The organism is Marilutibacter chinensis, assembly GCF_021725675.1.
Classification (GTDB): Bacteria; Pseudomonadota; Gammaproteobacteria; order Xanthomonadales; family Xanthomonadaceae; genus Marilutibacter; species Marilutibacter chinensis.
This window is the reverse complement of record NZ_JAKJPO010000008.1, coordinates 29,061-45,133: the sequence shown is the minus strand read 5'-3', so window position 1 is coordinate 45,133 and position 16,073 is coordinate 29,061. Positions and strand designations below refer to the sequence as shown.

At 69.2% G+C, this 16,073-nt stretch carries 14 protein-coding genes; 1 reads left to right on the top strand and 13 read right to left on the bottom strand.

All coding sequences use genetic code 11. The features are described from left to right. Positions 1 to 5: 5 nt before the first annotated feature. The 10 genes from gspJ to L3V18_RS12585 all read right to left on the bottom strand — a co-directional run bounded on the left by gspJ (position 6) and on the right by L3V18_RS12585 (position 12,495). Complete coding sequence (gene gspJ / locus L3V18_RS12630) at positions 6 to 593, bottom strand: type II secretion system minor pseudopilin GspJ (RefSeq protein WP_237055422.1); 588 nt, start codon at positions 591 to 593, stop codon at positions 6 to 8. Then, on the bottom strand, positions 590 to 1,063 hold the full coding sequence (gspI, locus tag L3V18_RS12625) for a type II secretion system minor pseudopilin GspI (RefSeq protein ID WP_255783976.1): 474 nt from the start codon (positions 1,061 to 1,063) through the stop codon (positions 590 to 592). The genes gspJ and gspI overlap by 4 nt, the downstream gene beginning before the upstream one ends. Beyond that, positions 1,050 to 1,580, bottom strand: coding sequence for a GspH/FimT family pseudopilin (locus L3V18_RS12620; protein WP_237055420.1), 531 nt, complete (start codon positions 1,578 to 1,580; stop codon positions 1,050 to 1,052). The genes gspI and L3V18_RS12620 overlap by 14 nt, the downstream gene beginning before the upstream one ends. A gap of 7 nt (positions 1,581 to 1,587) precedes the next feature. Further along, positions 1,588 to 2,127: a type II secretion system major pseudopilin GspG gene (gene gspG, locus L3V18_RS12615; RefSeq protein ID WP_343226336.1), complete on the bottom strand. Its 540-nt coding sequence runs from the start codon at positions 2,125 to 2,127 to the stop codon at positions 1,588 to 1,590. Positions 2,128 to 2,217: 90 nt separating this feature from the next. Next, positions 2,218 to 3,426: a type II secretion system inner membrane protein GspF gene (gene gspF / locus L3V18_RS12610; protein ID WP_237055418.1), complete on the bottom strand. Its 1,209-nt coding sequence runs from the start codon at positions 3,424 to 3,426 to the stop codon at positions 2,218 to 2,220. Next, positions 3,413 to 4,915 carry a type II secretion system ATPase GspE gene (gene gspE, locus L3V18_RS12605; protein WP_237055416.1) on the bottom strand — a complete coding sequence of 501 codons (1,503 nt, stop codon included), beginning with the start codon at positions 4,913 to 4,915 and terminating at the stop codon, positions 3,413 to 3,415. Before gspE ends, gspF begins: the two co-directional genes overlap by 14 nt. Further along, positions 4,912 to 7,047, bottom strand: a complete 2,136-nt coding sequence (gene gspD / locus L3V18_RS12600) for a type II secretion system secretin GspD (RefSeq protein ID WP_425493526.1) — start codon at positions 7,045 to 7,047, stop codon at positions 4,912 to 4,914. Before gspD ends, gspE begins: the two co-directional genes overlap by 4 nt. Then, positions 7,044 to 7,883: a type II secretion system protein N gene (locus tag L3V18_RS12595; protein WP_237055415.1), complete on the bottom strand. Its 840-nt coding sequence runs from the start codon at positions 7,881 to 7,883 to the stop codon at positions 7,044 to 7,046. Before L3V18_RS12595 ends, gspD begins: the two co-directional genes overlap by 4 nt. A 337-nt stretch (positions 7,884 to 8,220) precedes the next feature. Next, on the bottom strand, positions 8,221 to 10,914 hold the full coding sequence (locus tag L3V18_RS12590; RefSeq protein WP_237055412.1) for a TonB-dependent receptor domain-containing protein: 2,694 nt from the start codon (positions 10,912 to 10,914) through the stop codon (positions 8,221 to 8,223). A gap of 141 nt (positions 10,915 to 11,055) precedes the next feature. After that, a complete protein-coding gene (locus L3V18_RS12585) occupies positions 11,056 to 12,495 on the bottom strand; it encodes a hypothetical protein (RefSeq protein WP_237055410.1) in 1,440 nt (479 codons plus the stop codon). A gap of 511 nt (positions 12,496 to 13,006) precedes the next feature. On the opposite strand from L3V18_RS12585, the gene L3V18_RS12580 reads away from it, so the two are divergent. Further along, complete coding sequence (locus tag L3V18_RS12580) at positions 13,007 to 13,861, top strand: 2OG-Fe(II) oxygenase (RefSeq protein ID WP_237055408.1); 855 nt, start codon at positions 13,007 to 13,009, stop codon at positions 13,859 to 13,861. 28 nt (positions 13,862 to 13,889) lie between these two features. Here the strand turns inward: L3V18_RS12580 and nth are convergent, their stop codons facing one another. From nth to L3V18_RS12565, 3 genes are read right to left on the bottom strand one after another with little or no spacing between them, the layout of a single operon-like run. Further along, positions 13,890 to 14,627: an endonuclease III gene (nth, locus tag L3V18_RS12575; RefSeq protein ID WP_237055406.1), complete on the bottom strand. Its 738-nt coding sequence runs from the start codon at positions 14,625 to 14,627 to the stop codon at positions 13,890 to 13,892. Continuing rightward, positions 14,627 to 15,028, bottom strand: coding sequence for a hypothetical protein (locus tag L3V18_RS12570; protein ID WP_237055404.1), 402 nt, complete (start codon positions 15,026 to 15,028; stop codon positions 14,627 to 14,629). The genes nth and L3V18_RS12570 overlap by 1 nt, the downstream gene beginning before the upstream one ends. Further along, positions 15,025 to 15,807, bottom strand: a complete 783-nt coding sequence (locus L3V18_RS12565) for an enoyl-CoA hydratase/isomerase family protein (RefSeq protein WP_237055402.1) — start codon at positions 15,805 to 15,807, stop codon at positions 15,025 to 15,027. The genes L3V18_RS12570 and L3V18_RS12565 overlap by 4 nt, the downstream gene beginning before the upstream one ends. Positions 15,808 to 16,073 lie beyond the last annotated feature (266 nt).

The following is a 16,073-nucleotide window of genomic DNA, read 5'->3' as shown; positions in this document are numbered from 1 at the left end:
CGCCGTCACGGCCGCACCCCCGGCAGCAGGAAGATCTGGCGGATGCGGCCCAGGTCGTCGATGTCGATGTCGAGCTCGATCGCCTCGGGCAGATCCCCCGCGCCGCCCGGCCAGCCGCTGATCCATTGGCCGCGGTAGCGATAACGGATCGAAGCGGTACGGATACCCGACAGCAGCAGTTGCGGCTCTCCGGCGACGACGCCATCGAGCAGCGCGCGGCTGCTGCGTTCCAGGCGGCCGTCGGCGAGCCGGTATTCGACGTACTGCAGCGACGCGCGCGGATCGCCGTCCGGGTTCGTCCAGCCGCGACGGACGAAACCCAGCAGCGGCGCGTGGCCCGGCTGCCCCGCGACGAACGCACGTCGCGCCGGCGAGCCGTCGCCGTTGCGCACGCGCCGCAACGCCGCCTGCCCGAGGTCGGTGCGCAGCAGGCCGCGCGCGCGCTGGAACTCGCCGAGCCGGTCCATCCGTGCACGGACCACGTCCTGATTGTCGGCGGCATAGGCCATCACCGCGACGCCCGCCGCCGAGATCATGCCGAAGACCAGCAACGCGACCAGCATCTCGACCAGGGTGAAGCCGCGGACTTTCATGGCGCCTCCCGCAACAGGCTCAGCTCGGCCGCGATGCGGTCCTCATCGGCGGGCATCACCACCACGTCCACGCGCACCAGGCCGGTGTCGTCCGCCGGCGCGAGCGTGCGTCTCCAGCGCCAGTCGCGATCGCCGGCCGATTCGCGGCCTTCGTCGGCGACGCCCATCGCGGCCAGTTCGTCCGCATTCGCGACCCTCGCCTCGATCGCGCGGTTCTCGGCGACCACGCCGGCGAGCACGCGCTCCTCGATCACGACCGCGCTGCGGGTGCTCTCGCCGGCGAGGTTGAGCAGGCCGAGCACGGCCAGCCCGAAGATCGCCAGCGCCACCAGCACCTCGATCAGCGAGAAGCCCGCAGACCGGACACCGGAATGGTGAGCTCCCCGTCTGGCGACCGTGCGTGGATTCCGCACAGGGTCCGGGATCGCGGCACCGTCCGCAGGCCTGCGGGGCATCTCAGTGTCGCGCATCCGTCCGCACCTCTCCGGCGGCGTCGACATGAATCTCGATCGCATCGCTCCCGCGCGACAGGACCAGAGATCCGGCCGTGGCGGCGCCGGTGGGGTCGAAGCGGAAGCCGATCTGCTCGCGGCCGCGCGGCAGCACCGGCCGGGTTTCGCCGGGCCACAGCCGGTTGCGGAATGGCGCTTCGCGCAGGGGCTGCCAGCCGCCGAAGTGCTGCCGGGTGAATCCATAGCCCTGAGCGGTCACGGTGACTTCGACCGCGCGGGTGCCGAGGATCGCCTCTTCGCGCGCCCGTACCAGCCCGGCGGCGAAGCGGTCGGCTTCGCGCCCGAGGGTGTCCTCCCCGGGCGCGGTCATCACCACCGCGATGCCGGCGATGCCGAGGATGAACAGCACCACCATCAGCTCGACGAGGGTGAAGCCGCGTGTGCCGGCGGCATCCGTGGGAACAAGCCTGCGAACGGGCCCGGCAGGAAGCCTCGTCACCCGTGACGTCGCATGGCGGATGGCGGCGATGCGCATCACCGTGTTACTGCCAGTTCCCGATGTCGGCGTTGTCGCCTTCGCCGCCTTCCACGCCATCGGCACCCAGCGAGTACACGTCGAACGCGGCGCGACGGCCCGGTGCACGGTACTGGTAGGGATTGCCCCACGGGTCGTCCGGCAGGCGGCGGATGTAGCCGCCGCGACGGTAGCGTTCCGGGCGGGCGAGGCCGGCCGGAGGCTGCAGCAGCGCCTGCAGGCCCTGCTCGGTGCGCGGGTAGCTCAGGTTGTCGAGCCGATAGGTTTCGACGGCCTGTTCCAGCACCGACACGTCGGCGCGCGCCTTCTCGACCATCGCGCGGTCCTGGCTGGGCATCACGTTGATCATCACCACCGTGGCCAGCAGGCCGATGATGACGATCACCACCATCAGCTCGACAAGGGTGAAACCGGCGTGCCGGGATCCCGGTCCCTGGATCCGCGCCCGGTGGAAGGCGTCCGGCAGCCGCGTCCCGGCCCACTTGGGCGCCGCGTGTCGTGAAGGGCCGCACCGCAGCGGTGCTCTGGAAACTGGATGGTGGGTCATGATTCTATTTCCGCGTGGCTCAAAGTTCGATTCCCCCTGCAATTGGACGCTTCGTGTTGTCCGCTCTTTCCCGGGCCCTGAGTCCCGCAGTCACCCCAGCGCAAGGCTGTTGAACTGCAGGATCGGCAGCAGGATGGACAGCACGATGACTGCGACCACGCCGCCGAGCAGGACGATGATCACCGGCTCCAGCAGGCTCATCGCGGCCGAGGTGAAGGTGTTGAACTCGCGTTCGAGGTAGTCGGCCGCGCGCTCCAGCATCGGTGCCAGCCGGCCGCTGTTCTCGCCGCTGGTGGTCATGTAGATCAGCGTCGGCGGGAACACCCCCGCACGCTTCATCGCCGACGACAGGCTGCCGCCCTCGCGGATCGAGGCGACCATCGCATCGGTGGCCTCGCGCAGCACGCGGTTGTGCACGGTGCGGGCGGTGATCATCAGGCCTTCCATGATCGGAAGGCCGCTGTTGACCATGATCGACAGCGTGCGGGCCATCCGCGCGGCATGCACGTCGCGGATCAACCGCCCGAGCAGGGGAGTGCGCAGCACCAGCGCGTCGAAGCGCAGGCGGAACGCCGGCCGTTTCAGCATCTGCCGGAACACGACCGCGGCCACCGCGAGCAGCGCGAGCAGCGGCAGCCCCCAGCCTGCCATGAATTCGGAGATCGCGATGACCACGCGGGTCAACGCCGGCAGTTCGCGCCCCATCGAGTCGAACTGCTCGACGACCTTGGGCACGACGAAGGTCATCAGCGCGATCACCACCGCGATCGCGGTCAACGCCAGCGCAGCGGGGTAGATCAGCGCGGTGAACAGCCTGGCGCGTACCTGCTGCTCGCGTTCGAGCAGGTCGGCCAGGCGTTCGAGGATGTCGGGCAGCGCACCGGAGCTCTCGCCGGCGGCGACCATCGCCCGGTACAGCGGCGGGAATGCGTTGCCCTGCCGGGCCATCGCGTCGGACAGGCGGAATCCCTCCAGCACCAGCGCGTGGGTCGCCATCAGCACGCGACGCACCGCCGGCTTCTCGGCCTGGCCGCCGATCGTGCGCAATGCCTCTTCGAGAGGTGCCGCTGTGACCAGTGTCGCCAGTTGGCGGGTCACCAGGGTCACGTCCTTGCCGGTGAACCGCTCGAACGGGGAACGCCTGTCGTCGCGCTCGCGGGCCGCGGCGGGTGCGATCCTGACCGGCAGCAGCCGCCGCTTCTCCAGCTGCTCGCGGGCCTCGCGTGCGCTGGATGCGGACACGACGCCGGTACGCGTGCGGCCGCGACCATCGAGGGCTGCGTAGTCAAATGCCGCCATCGTCGTCCAGCTCCTGGCGGGTGACGCGCAGGGCCTCCTCCATGGTGGTGTCGCCGCGGGCGACGCAGTCGCGCGCGGCCTGCGACAGCCGTCCGCCGCGCGAGAAGGCCATGCGGGCGATGCTGTCCTCGTCGGCATTGGCACCGATCAGCTGGCGCAGGGCCTCATCGACGGTCACCGCTTCGTAGACGCCGATGCGCCCGGAGAAACCGGTGTGATTGCAGTGGGAGCAGCCGACTGCACGGTACAGGGTTCCGTCGAAGTCTTCGCCGACCAGCTGCCGGCTCACCACGTCGTGCTCTCGCGGCACGCGGCAGTGCGGGCACAGCCGCCGCACCAGCCGTTGCGCGACGATCAGGCGCAGGGTGGAGGCGAGCAGGAACGGCTCGATGCCCATGTCGCGCAGGCGGGTGATCGCGCCGACCGCATCGTTGGTATGCACAGTGGACAGCACCAGGTGGCCGGTCAGGCTGGCCTGCACCGCGATCTGCGCGGTTTCCGGGTCGCGGATCTCGCCGACCATCACCGTGTCCGGGTCCTGGCGCAGGATCGCACGCAGACCGGCGGCGAAGGTCATCCCGACCTTGCCGTTGACCTGGGTCTGGCCGACGCCGTCGATCGCGTACTCGACCGGGTCCTCGACGGTGAGGATGGTGCGGCTGCCGTCGTTGAGCCGGGACAGTCCGGCATACAGCGTCGTGGTCTTGCCCGAACCGGTCGGGCCGGTGACCAGGATGATGCCGTTGGGCACGCCCAGCGCCTGGTGGAAGCCACGCAGCACCTGCGCCGGCATCCCGAGCTGTTCAAGCGACAGCGTGCCCTGGTCCTTGTCGAGCAGGCGCATCACCACCCGCTCGCCGCCTCGCGCGGGCAGGGTGGACACGCGCACGTCGAGCGCCTTGGCGCCCATCGCGACCGAGATCCGGCCGTCCTGCGGCACCCGCTTCTCGGCGATGTCCAGCCGTGCCATCACCTTCACCCGCGAAACCAGCAGCGGTGCGATGCGGGCGGGCAGGCTGAGCACCTGGCGCATCACTCCGTCGACGCGGAAGCGCACCCGCAGCGCGGATTCGAACGGCTCCACGTGCACGTCCGACGCGCCGAGCCGCGCGGCCTCGGCGAGCAGACCGTTGATCAGGCGGATCACCGGCGCATCGTCCTGGCTTTCCAGCAGGTCGGCGGTGGCCGGAATGTCGTCGGCCAGCGCATCGAGACCGCCGTGCGCGTCGAGCGCGCCGGCCTCGGCGGCGCTGCCGAGGCCGGCGTCGGCATAGGCCTCCGACAGACGCCGGTCGAACGCGGCGCGTTCGAGCCGCTCGACCTGCAGCGCGCGTCCCAGTGCACGGCGTACCTCCAGCAGCGACCGCGCATCGGCGCCGTCGCGCAGGCCGACCCGGACCTGCCCGTCGTCGACGCCGAGCAGGATCACCCCATGCGCCTTGGCGAAGGCGTAGGGCAGAGTGGCCGGCAGGGGCGCGGTTGCGTTCATGGCGCGGGCGTGGCCTCTTCGACGTGCGGGCCGCCATCGACAGGCGCGGTCTGGGCGGACGGTGCCGGCGGCGCCGAGCCCGATGCCGGCGGCTGCACCGGCGGACTCATCCGCAGGTATTCCTGCACCAGCGCATCGAGTGCGGCACGCTGGTCCTCGGCCTGTTGCGCCTCGAGCTGGCGCTCTCGGATGTAGCCATAGCGGTAGGCGGTCTCGCGCTGCGCATCGCTGGCATCGCGGATCACCGTCGGGCGGATGAACACCATCAGGTTGCGCTTGTTGTTCTCACGCGCGGTGCTGCGGAACAGTCCTCCGACCAGCGGCAGGTCGCCCAGTCCCGGGATCTTGTCCACGGTCAGGCGGTCGTTCTGGTCGAGCAGGCCGCCGAGCACGACGATCGCGCCGTCGTCGACCTGCACCCTGGTCTCGATCTCGCGCTTGTTCAGCACCAGTTCGTTGAAGTTGGCGCTGACCGGACCGGCTATCGAGGAGACCTCCTGGCGCAGGAACAGGGTGATGCCGCCGCCGGCGTTGATCTGCGGCTTGACCTCCAACTGCACGCCGACGTCCTGGCGCTGGATGGTGCGGAACGGATTGCTGTTGGAGTCGCCCAGCACCTCGCCGGTGGTGATCGGCACTTCCTGGCCGACCAGGATGCGCGCCTCCTCGTTGTCGAGGGTCATGATCGACGGCGTCGACAGCAGGTTCGAACCGGTGTCGGACTTGACCGCGTTGATGATCATCCCGAACACCGCGTCGCTGCTGCTGCCGGCCAGCCCGGCCAGGCCGCCGCTGAGCCCCAGCAGCGACTGCACCGCGGTGCGCCTGGCAAGATCGAGCACGCCGTCGGCATCGTCGTCGTCGTCGCCCGGCTCACCCGCGGCGATACCGGCGGCGATCGGCATGATCCCGGTCTTGGAGCTCGGGTACTGGGTGGCGAGAAACGGGATGTTGCCGTCCTTGCCGCCGAGCAGGAACTGGACGCCGAGCTCCTTCGCCGCCTCGTCGGAGATCTCGACCACGATCGCCTCGACCAGCACCTGCTCGCGGCGGGTGTCGAGCTGGTTGATCACATCGAGCAGGGTGCGCTGGGTTTCCGGGTCGGCGTTGATGATCAGCGAGTTCGAGCCCGGATAGCGGACGATGGTCGGGCGTTTGCCCGGGACGCCGGCGATGACCTGGCTGCCCGTCGGCGCGGCGGTCGACACCGCGGCCGACGGCGGCGCATCGGCGCCGTATGCGGCGCCTTCGGGCGCCTGCCCGATCAGCTGCTGCAGCACCGGCAGCAGCTGTTCGGCATTGGCATGGCGCAGCTTGACCACGCGGACGTCGCCGCTGCTTTCGGCGCGGCGGTCGAGCTCGAGGATCATCTGCACGACGCGCTGGATCAGCTGCGCATCGCCGCGCACCACGATCGAATTGCTGCTTTCCACCGGCAGCACCGACAGGGCGGGGTTGGCGCCGTCGCTGCCGCCGCCGAACAGGCGCGTCACGGTGGAGGCGATCTCCTGCGCGGAACTGTTGCGCAGGGTGACGGTGTCGATGGTCGCGCGGTCGTTGTCGACCTGGGCGATCAGGCCGCGGATGCGACGCAGGTTGTCGGCGTAGTCGGCGACCAGCAGGCTGTTGCTCTGCGGCATCGGCAGCACAACGCCGCCGCGGCCGACCAGCGGCTTCAGGGTTTCGGCCGCGATCCTCGCATCGACGGTACGCAGCGGGATCACCTGGGTCGCGAAACCGGCGTCGTCGCCGGCCGAGCCGGGCTGCTGCGCGGCGGTGTCGTCCGGAACCACCCGGTAGGCACCGGTCCCCGCCGGCACCGCGACCAGGCCGTTCGCGCGCAGCACCGCCAGCAGCACGCCGAGCAGTTCCTGTCCGGACATGGGTTCGCTGCGGTTGACGTTGACCGTCCCCTGCACGCGCGGATCGACGATGAAGGTGGTGCCGGTCGCGCGCGCCACATCCTGGATGAACGCGCGGATGTCGGCATTCCGGACGTTGAGGGATTGACCGTTCAGGGACTGACCGTCGAGCGTCTGGCCGGCGCCCGGGCCCGCCTGGGCAAGGACGGGGGCGAGCGGTTGTATCACCAGGCTGGCGATCAGCAGGGTGGAGAGGAGGTGTCGTTTCAAGGTTGCTTGGCCTGCAGGGTGATCGTCCGGGTCTGGCCGCCGCGCCTGACGGTCAGCACCGCCTCGGCACGGTTCTCGAGTTCGTTTTCCAGCTCGCCGAGCCGCTCGCGGTCGAGCGGACGGCCGTTGATGGCCATCAGCACGTCGCCGGCCTCCAGCCCGGCCTGGCGGAACAGCGCACCGTCGCCGCGCGGGGTCAGGGTGTAGCCGCCGTCGAGCGCGGCACGCAGCCCCGTGCTGGCCAGCAGCTGGGCGGGTGCGATGCTGCCGGTCTGCACCGCGACCGGCGTCCGCATGGTCTCGGTGGCCGCACCGCCCGTGGACAGCCGCGCGGTCGTGTGTCCCGGCTTCGCGGGCGCGGAGGCGGCAAGGTCGATACGGTGTTCGCCACCGCCTGCGCGCAGGATCACGTGGTCGCCGGCGACCCGTGCGAGGGTGATCCCGGGAGCGATGCTGTCGCCGATCCGGTAGGCCTGCTGCAGGTCGTCCTTGCCCGCGAGGATCGCCGAGCCGGGCAAGCTGCCGTCGGTGGACGCGGCGCGCAGGCCGAACAGCCGGTAACCGAGCGCCTCGTCCGCACCGACGACCGCGCTTGCGGGGCTTTGCCGGTAGAACAGGTCGACGGCCGCCGTCGTCGAGTCCACCGCCTCCGGTGCGGACGGGAGCGCCGCCTGACCGAACGGTGCCGGCGGCACCGCGATCAGCCACAGCATCCGCGCGGCCTGCACCGCCAGCAACAGCACCAGCACGATCTCGATCGCCTGGGGCAGGCTATGGCGCAACCGCTCGTGCACGGCGGGGTCGGAAATATCGCGGATGGCGGAAAGGGCGGGCACGGGCGGAGCGGTCCACGCGTCAGGTTTCAGCGGCGCGAACAGGATGAGACGGATTTGTGACCGTTTGACTTCATCTGACACATGGATTTGAAGACCGGCAGGGGACGGCCGGTGCCGTCGCCTGGAAAAAGAAGGCCCGGAAGCAGGGCTTCCGGGCCTTCCTCCCCTGGAGGACATCTCCCCCTTGCAGGCTGTCGAAGCGCGACCCGCCGGCGCGGCCGGGACGGCGGGTCGACGAAGCAACCGCCAGTGCGGCCGCTTCGTCGGGAGCGGATCGCGACACGTGCCGGACTCGCGATCCGGAGAACGCACAGGACGCGCGTTCTCCGGCGACCTGCTAGAACGATGCCGAGAGGCTCAGGCTGTAGCTGGTGCCGAGGTCGTAGCGCATCACGTCGGCCCGGCCGCCGCCATGCTCCTGGAACTCGTGGAACTCCTGGTTGAACAGGTTGCGGGCCTCGAAGCCCAGTTCCATCCTGGTGTTCCACAGAGTGAAGCCCTTCTTGACCACCAGATCGACCGAGGTACCGGGCTCCTGTACGTAGTCGGGCTGGACCACGGTGGTGCCGCCGGTGGCCGGGTCGAAGCCGTTGATGCCGCGGGCATTGATGCGCTCGCTGGCATAGCCGATCAGCAGGGTCGCCTGGCTGTTGGAGGCCGGGTGCTCGAGGCCGAGCTGCACGTTGGCCAGGTGCTCGGACTGGCCCTGCAGGCGGCTGCCGTCCATCACCAGTTCCGACGCCGGCTGTGGGCGGCCGTTGCCGGCCAGGGTGTAGGCGACATCGTCGTCGTCGACCTGCACTTCGGAATCGGACCAGGTGTAGTTGGCGGCGACGAAGAAGCGGCTGTCGGCGCCGGTCCAGTCCCAAGGACTGTCGTAGTACTTGCGGAAGTCCAGCTCCAGGCCATAGACGACCGCCTTGGGCGCATTGATGAAGCTCTGCTGCCAGCTCGAACCCGAGCGACCGTTCAGCACGACCTCCACCGGCTTGTCGATGTCCTTGTAGAACACGCCGGCGCTGAGGTATTCGCCGCGGTCGAAGTACCACTCGTAGCGGGCGTCGAAGTTGATCAGCTCGCTGTCGACCAGGAACGGGTTGCCGATCACCAGACGGTCGCTGTCGAGGTCGAGGTACTGCTGCGGCGCCAGCTCGCGGAACTGCGGGCGGGCGATGGTCTTGGACATGCCGACGCGCAGCTGCTGGTTGTCGGCGAAGTTCCAGGTGACCGTCGCGGCAGGCAGGAAGTAGTCGTTCTCCAGCGGCGCCGCGGTCGGCAGCGGCTGGCCGGTGTCGAACAGATCGATCGGCTGCACTTCCTGGGTCGCATCCTCGTAACGGACGCCGACGGTCGCGCGCACGGTGCCGGTCAGCTGCGACTCGGCCTCCAGGTACAGGGCCTGGGTCTCCAGCGAGCCGTCGTAGGCGGCAGCGCCGGTGCCGCCAGTGGTCTCGCGCAGGGTCAGGTAGCCCTGGCTGATCGCGTAGTCGGACAGCAGGAAGTCCGGGCGCAGGTAGCGGTAGTAGAACGGCAGGTTGCCGAGCGACAGCAGACGGAATTCGCGGGTGACCGCGTCGCGCTCGGTGTCGGACCATGCGGCACCGAAATTCAGGTACAGGTCCATCTCGATGGGCAGGCGCCAGGCGGCATCGACGCCGGCCGAATCCACGCGCTCGTTGACCTTGCTGAAGCGGGTGTAGTTCTGGGCCTGTGACGCATCGTGGAACCAGAAGCCGTCCGCATCCTCGCGGTAGCGGAAGCCCTTCTCGTACGGCGCGTCGAGGCTGGCGCGCGAGTGGCCGACGCGCCAGTCGACGGTCAGGTCGCGGAACTCGCCGAACATGTGCTTGCCGGTCAGCTGGGTGTTGATCAGCTCGCGCTCGAACCAGTGGGTGGTGTCGTCGCGGACGTTGTCGCCGGTCAGCAGGCTGAAGCCCTCGGTGCTGCGGGTCTCCTTGTCCGTGTCGTGCACGTACATGGTCATCACGCCGACCTTGTGGTCTTCCCAGTCCATGGTCACGCCGAGCAGGCCGTTGACGGTGGCGTTGTTGGTGGTCGACAGGAAGTCGTAGTCCGACTGCACCGCCATCGCGCCGTTCTCGACCGCGCCGTCCTGCTGCACGCCGACCTGGGTCTGCCACTTGTTCTTCAGCGCCGCGGTCGCAACCACGCCCAGGCGCGACGACTCGCCGACGTCGAACGAGGTGCCGCCGCTGATTTCGTACTCGTAGTCCGGGTTGACGTTGTCGGTGGTCTGGATCAGATTCAGCGGCGCATTGGTGAAGCTGCGCGCGATCCGCTTGACCTCGTCGGAGGTGAAGTTCGGGCCGGGGGTGATGCGGTGGCCGGTGGCGAGCGCGTCCTGCAGCTCCTGCGGCATCTTGCGGGTGCCGTCGTCGTAGCCGAAGAAGTCGGAGTCGCCGCCGCCGTAATGGGTCAGGCCGGGCTGGAAGGTGGTCTCGCTGTTGCCGCCGATCGCGGCCTTCAGCTTCAGGAACGGCTCTTCCGGCACCACGGCGCTGGAAATGTTGATCGTGCCGCCGCCGAACTCGCCGGGGAAGCGCACCGAATAGGTCTTCTGGACCTCGACAGTGTCGAGCACGTTGGTCGGGAACAGGTCCAGCGGCACCACGCGCTTGAGCGGTTCGGGGCTCGGCAGCGGCGAGTTGTTCAGCAGCGCCGAGGAATAGCGCTCGTTGAGGCCGCGCACGTACACGTACTTGCCCTGGTTGACGCTCAGGCCCGCCACGCGGACCAGGGCGTCGGCCACGGTGCTGTCGCCCTGGCGATCCAGGTCCTCCTTGGAGACGTGGGTCATCACCGCCGAGCTGGTCAGCATCGGCTGCGGGATGAATTCGCCGCGAACTTCGACCGCGTCGAGTTCGGTGGCCTGTTCGCTGGAGGTTTCCTGCTGGGTGGCCGGCTGTCCGGCCGCGACGTCCTGGGCCAGCGCGCCGTGCGGCGCGAGCAGGGCCGTGATCGCCAGGAATATCCCGGTGTGTGGGCCCGTACGGGCGGTATTGAGCTTCATGAGTGGGCAGCCTTTCTTAGGGTCCTGTGCGTCCGATAAGCCGATGCCGCGGGCTCGCCGCGGCATCGGAAAGGGGGCAGGGCCGCGGACTGTTGGCCCCGTCCCGCCCGTGACCACCCCCTGCGGTCACGAGCTTTGCCATCAGCAGGGATCGCTGCTGGTCAGGCCGCAGGTCCAGCCTTCCCACCAGGTGTCGGCCGAATCCTTCACCGCGCCGATGTAGTCGACGTCCTCGAAGAACGGGTTGACGCCCGACAGGCCCGCGAACGCCGGCACCGCGGATTCGTTGGCGCCGTTGACGAAGGTGTCGGTCAGGCTCGACGCGCCGGTGGCGTTGTTGGTGCCGGCGTTGAACGCGGTGGCTTCCGGACCGGTGGCGCCGCCCGCGAACGGGGTATCGCAGGACACGTAGGTCGAGTCGAAGGTGCCTTCGGTCGTGGCCGACTGGAACTCGATGCAGGCCGGGTTGCCGCCGGTGAACACGGCGTTGTAGTAGTTGACCAGGGTGCCCTGGTTCAGCACCACCACGGTGTCGTGGCCCTTGCTGACGTAGGTCACGTTGGCGATCACCGGGTTGGAGCGGTACGGCAGGTCCTGCGAGCTCATCTCGTTGACGCGGTCGCCGCCGCCGTCGCGCTGGACGATGAGGCCGAACTGGATCGCGCCGCGGTAGCCGGAGTCGGTGTCGAAGCTGTCGTCGTCGATGCCGGTCATCACCAGGTGCTTGGCGTTGACCATGCCGCCGAACCATTCGATGCCGTCGTCGGAGCTGTTGTGCACCTGCACGTAGTCGACCTCGGTACCGCTGCCCAGGCCGGCCATCGTGATGCCGTTGAGCTCGACGTCGGGCAGCACTTCGAAGCCCGAGTGCATCACGCGGACGTACTTCAGCACGCCACTGTTGTCGGCGTTGTCGTTGCCGCCGTAGAAGCCGTTGGCGCCTTCGACCTGCGCTTCACAGGTGGCGGTGCCGGGCTGGGCGGTGCCCGGGCAGGTGCTGATGGCCGCGCGGCCGAGCAGCACCAGGCCGCCCCACTGGCCGATCGAATCGATATTGGTGGTGCCCTCGACGCTCTGGCGGCTGGTCATCACGATCGGCGCGCTGGCGGTGCCCTCGGCCATGATCTGCGAGCCGCGGTTGACCATCAGGAAGTCGGCGCCGTTGGAGCCGAACAGGGTCACGCCCGGCTCGATCGTCAGTACACCCTGGCGCGCGTTCGGCAGCGGGTTGGCGGCGTCGCCCCCCATGTCCTCGCCGACGTCGGTGCGGCCGTTGAGCGAATACACCACGCCATCGATCTGCGGCAGGGTCAGGTTGCCGATGATGCGCGACGGCAGCTCGCAGTTGGTCAGACCCGCAACCTCACCCACGTCGGTGGTGCCGCTCGGGCAGCTCGCACCCGGCGGCGGGGGCGGCGGCGGCGGAGCCGGCGGCGGCGGGGGCGGCGGGGTCACCGGCGGTGGCGGAAACGCGCCTTCGCCCGGCGACGCAACGCGGTCGGCGCCGCCGCCGCAAGCGGTGAGTGCAAGGACCGCGCCGAAAGTCATCAGCAGGGTCCTGCAGTTGTTGCGAGAAGTCATTCTCTTGCTCTCCGATCGTTGGGATGGTTCAAACACGCTCGGGCCCGGTCGGGATCCTGTTGCGGACCGCAAGTCCTGGTTGCGACCGCAGCATCGGTCCCGTTCCGCCCCCTGTTCGTTTCACGCGCCCTGTCGACGTGTCTGGTTTGTGCGCCTGGCCTCCTGCCGTGCCGGCATGCCGCCGGAGATGACGGCGACATGACGGCACGACCTGCGGTGCAGGCGTGCGGTGCGGACGAATCGGCGAAAAGTTATAGGCCTGTTCTGTGACAGGTTTTTTTCAGCGATAACGCAGGTTTAACCAGCAGGGGCGACACGAAAGCGTCATGTGAAAAATGAAACACTCCCGTCATCCGGAATGAGCACAATGCAGGGTCGTGCCGCGGGTGGAGGCGGTGTCGGGGGCGAACGCCGCCGGCGACACCGGCACACGCACGACGCCGGGGGCGCGATGGCTCTTCATCCGCGTGACCACAGCGACTACACGACGCAACGAGATGACCGGAGCGACATGACCGAAACGACCGCCCTCACCGCCGAACTGGAGCGATGGATCATCGATCAGGTCCGTGCCGGGCAGCCGCCCGAAGCGGTGCTGGAGCCGTTGCTGGCGAGCGGATGGGAAGAGCAGGTGGCGATCGACGCGATCGAGCGCGTGACCCGCAATTTCCTCGAAGCGCATGCCCGCGAGACCGGACTGCCGTTGCCGAGCCGGGTACCGGCGCCGATCGGGCTCAACGGGTCGTCGGCGGTCGATGCGGGCGACCGCGAGGTGCACGTGCTCGCCAGCATGCGCCACCCGCGGGTGATCGTGTTCGGCAACGTGCTGTCGCACGAGGAGTGCGACCGGATGATCGAGCTGGCGCGCTCGCGCTTGTCGCGCTCGGCGACGGTCGACCTGGAAACCGGCGGCGACATCGTCCACGAGGGCCGAACCAGCCAGGGCATGAGTTTCGAACGCGGCGGCAACGCATTATGCCGGCGGATCGAGGCGCGCATCGCGAGGCTGCTCGACTGGCCGGTCGACCATGGCGAGGGCCTGCAGGTGCTGCGCTACGGTCCGGGCGCGGAGTACAAGCCGCACTACGACTACTTCGATCCCGACCGGCCGGGTGCGGCGAAGATCCTCCAGCGCGGCGGCCAGCGGGTCGCGTCGCTCGTGATGTATCTCAATACGCCACGGAGCGGCGGCGCGACCACCTTTCCGGAGGTCGGGTTCGAGGCCGCGGCGGTCAAGGGCAACGCGGTCTTCTTCAGCTACGACCGGCCCCATCCGATGACCCTGAGCCTGCATGGCGGTGCGCCGGTGACCGAGGGCGAGAAGTGGGTGGCGACCAAGTGGCTGCGCGAGCACACGCACGGATGACCCGACGCCATTCGTCCAGCCAGCGCTCCTACGCTTCGCCCGGCGTCTTGTCCGGGTAGCGGCAGATGTCGCGGATCGCGCACTGTGGACAGTCCGGCTTGCGCGCCTTGCATACATAGCGGCCGTGCAGGATCAGCCAGTGGTGCGCGTCCTGCAGGTACTCCGTCGGTACCACCTGCAGCAGCGCGTCCTCGACCGCGCGGACGGTCTTGCCGGGAGCCAGGCCGGTGCGGTTGGCGACCCGGAAGATATGCGTGTCCACCGCCATCGTCGGCTCGCCGAAGGCGGTGTTGAGCACCACGTTGGCGGTCTTGCGGCCGACCCCGGGCAGGGCTTCCAGCGCGGCGCGGTCACGCGGGACCTTGCCGTCGTGCAGCTCGATCAGCTGCTGCGCCATCGCCACCACGTTGGCCGCCTTGGTGTTGTACAGGCCGATGGTCGCGATATAGGGCTTCAGCCCTTCGACTCCGAGCTCGGCGATCGCCTGCGGCGTGTTGGCGACCGGGAACAGCCGCCGCGTGGCTTTGTTGACGCCGACGTCGGTGGCCTGCGCCGACAGCGTTACCGCGACCAGCAGTTCGTATGGCGAACCGAATTCCAGCTCGGTGGTCGGAGTCGGATTCAGCCACTTCAGCCGTTCGAACAGCTCGACGACCTCTTCGGGTCGGAGCTTCGAGGGACGGCGAGCGCTCCTGCGACGCGCTTGCGCCTTGCCGGCGGAAGACCGGGCCTTGCGCGGTGACGTGGCCCGGGGTGGGGACGCCATCAGCGCTCCCGTCCCGCAGCCCGGGCCTTGGCCCTCGCCAGAGCCGCGGCGGCTGCGTCCGGCAGCGCTGACCGCGGACGCTCCGGCGCGCCTGCGGCGTCGTCCGGAAACGCCGGTGACGGCGCCGGCGCGCGCCGGGCCTTCTGCTCATCGGCGAGCCGCTGCAGCCGGGCCAATCGCCCTCGGTAGCGCTCGCGCGCCTCGAGCGCACGCTTCCGCGCGGTCCTGGCCTCGATCAGCGGCAGATGGCAGCTCGGCTTGCAGCGGGGGCAGGGCTCGACCGTCATCAGGTCGAGGTCGATCGCACGGTCGATGTCGTTGGCGATCAGCGCATCGAGGATCGCGTGCTGCTTCGCGCCGCATGCGTCGTCGCAACCGCAGTGATGGCAGGCGGCGCTCATGAGCCCCTGAACTCCGGCTGGCGGCGTTCCAGAAACGCGCCGGTGCCTTCGCGCATGTCGTCGGTGGAGAACATCAGCCCGAACTGCGCGGTTTCGTATTCCAGGCCTTCCTCGATTCCGCACTCGCCGCCGACGTTGATGCAGTCGATGATGCCGCGCAACGCCAGCGGCGCGGATCCGGCCAGCTTGCCGGCGAGCTTCAGGGTTTCGGCCTCCAGCTCGGCGGCCGGGACCACCCGGTTGACGATGCCCAGCGCCGCGGCGCGGGCCGCATCGATCGGCGTACCGATCAGGCACAGTTCGAGCGTCGCCGCGCGTCCGGCCAGCCGCAGCAGGCGCTGGGTGCCGCCGAAGCCCGGTATCAGGCCGAGGTTGATCTCGGGCTGGCCGACCTTGGCCGTGTCGGCGGCGATGCGCAGGTGGCAGCACATCGCCAGTTCGAGGCCACCGCCGAGCGCGAAGCCGTTGATCATCGCAATCACCGGCTTGGGCATCTTCTCGACCCGCCGCATCATCCGTTGTCCGCGCAGGGAGAAGTCGCGCCCCTGCACCGGAGTCAGCGTATTCATCTCGGCGATGTCGGCGCCGGCCACGAAGGCCTTCGGGCCGGCGCCGGTCAGCACGATCGCGCGCACGCCGTCGTCATGGGCTGCTTCGGCGAAGGCCGCGTCCAGCGCATCCAGGGTCGCGGCGTTGAGCGCGTTCAGCTTGTCCGGCCGGTTGATGGTGATCACGAGGACCGCGCCATCGCGGCGGGTCGACAATGGGGAATCGGACATAATGAACAGGAGTCCTTGTCTGTATGTGGATTGAATACGGAACGGTCTCCACCGTTGCCGGGACGGTTCTGGCGCACATTTCGCGGCAGCATTCCGGATCGGGCCGGGAACTTGGCCGTCCGTGTCCGGTCTCAGCCGCCGGCGTCAGTGGCAGTTAAGCCCTGGCGCCGGTATCCTAGCGCGTCCGAACAGGCCTCGCGCGGCCTCGAGGGCCCCATGACCGGTACTCAGAGCGGTCGTCACGCAGCTTGCGACGACCCGCCCGG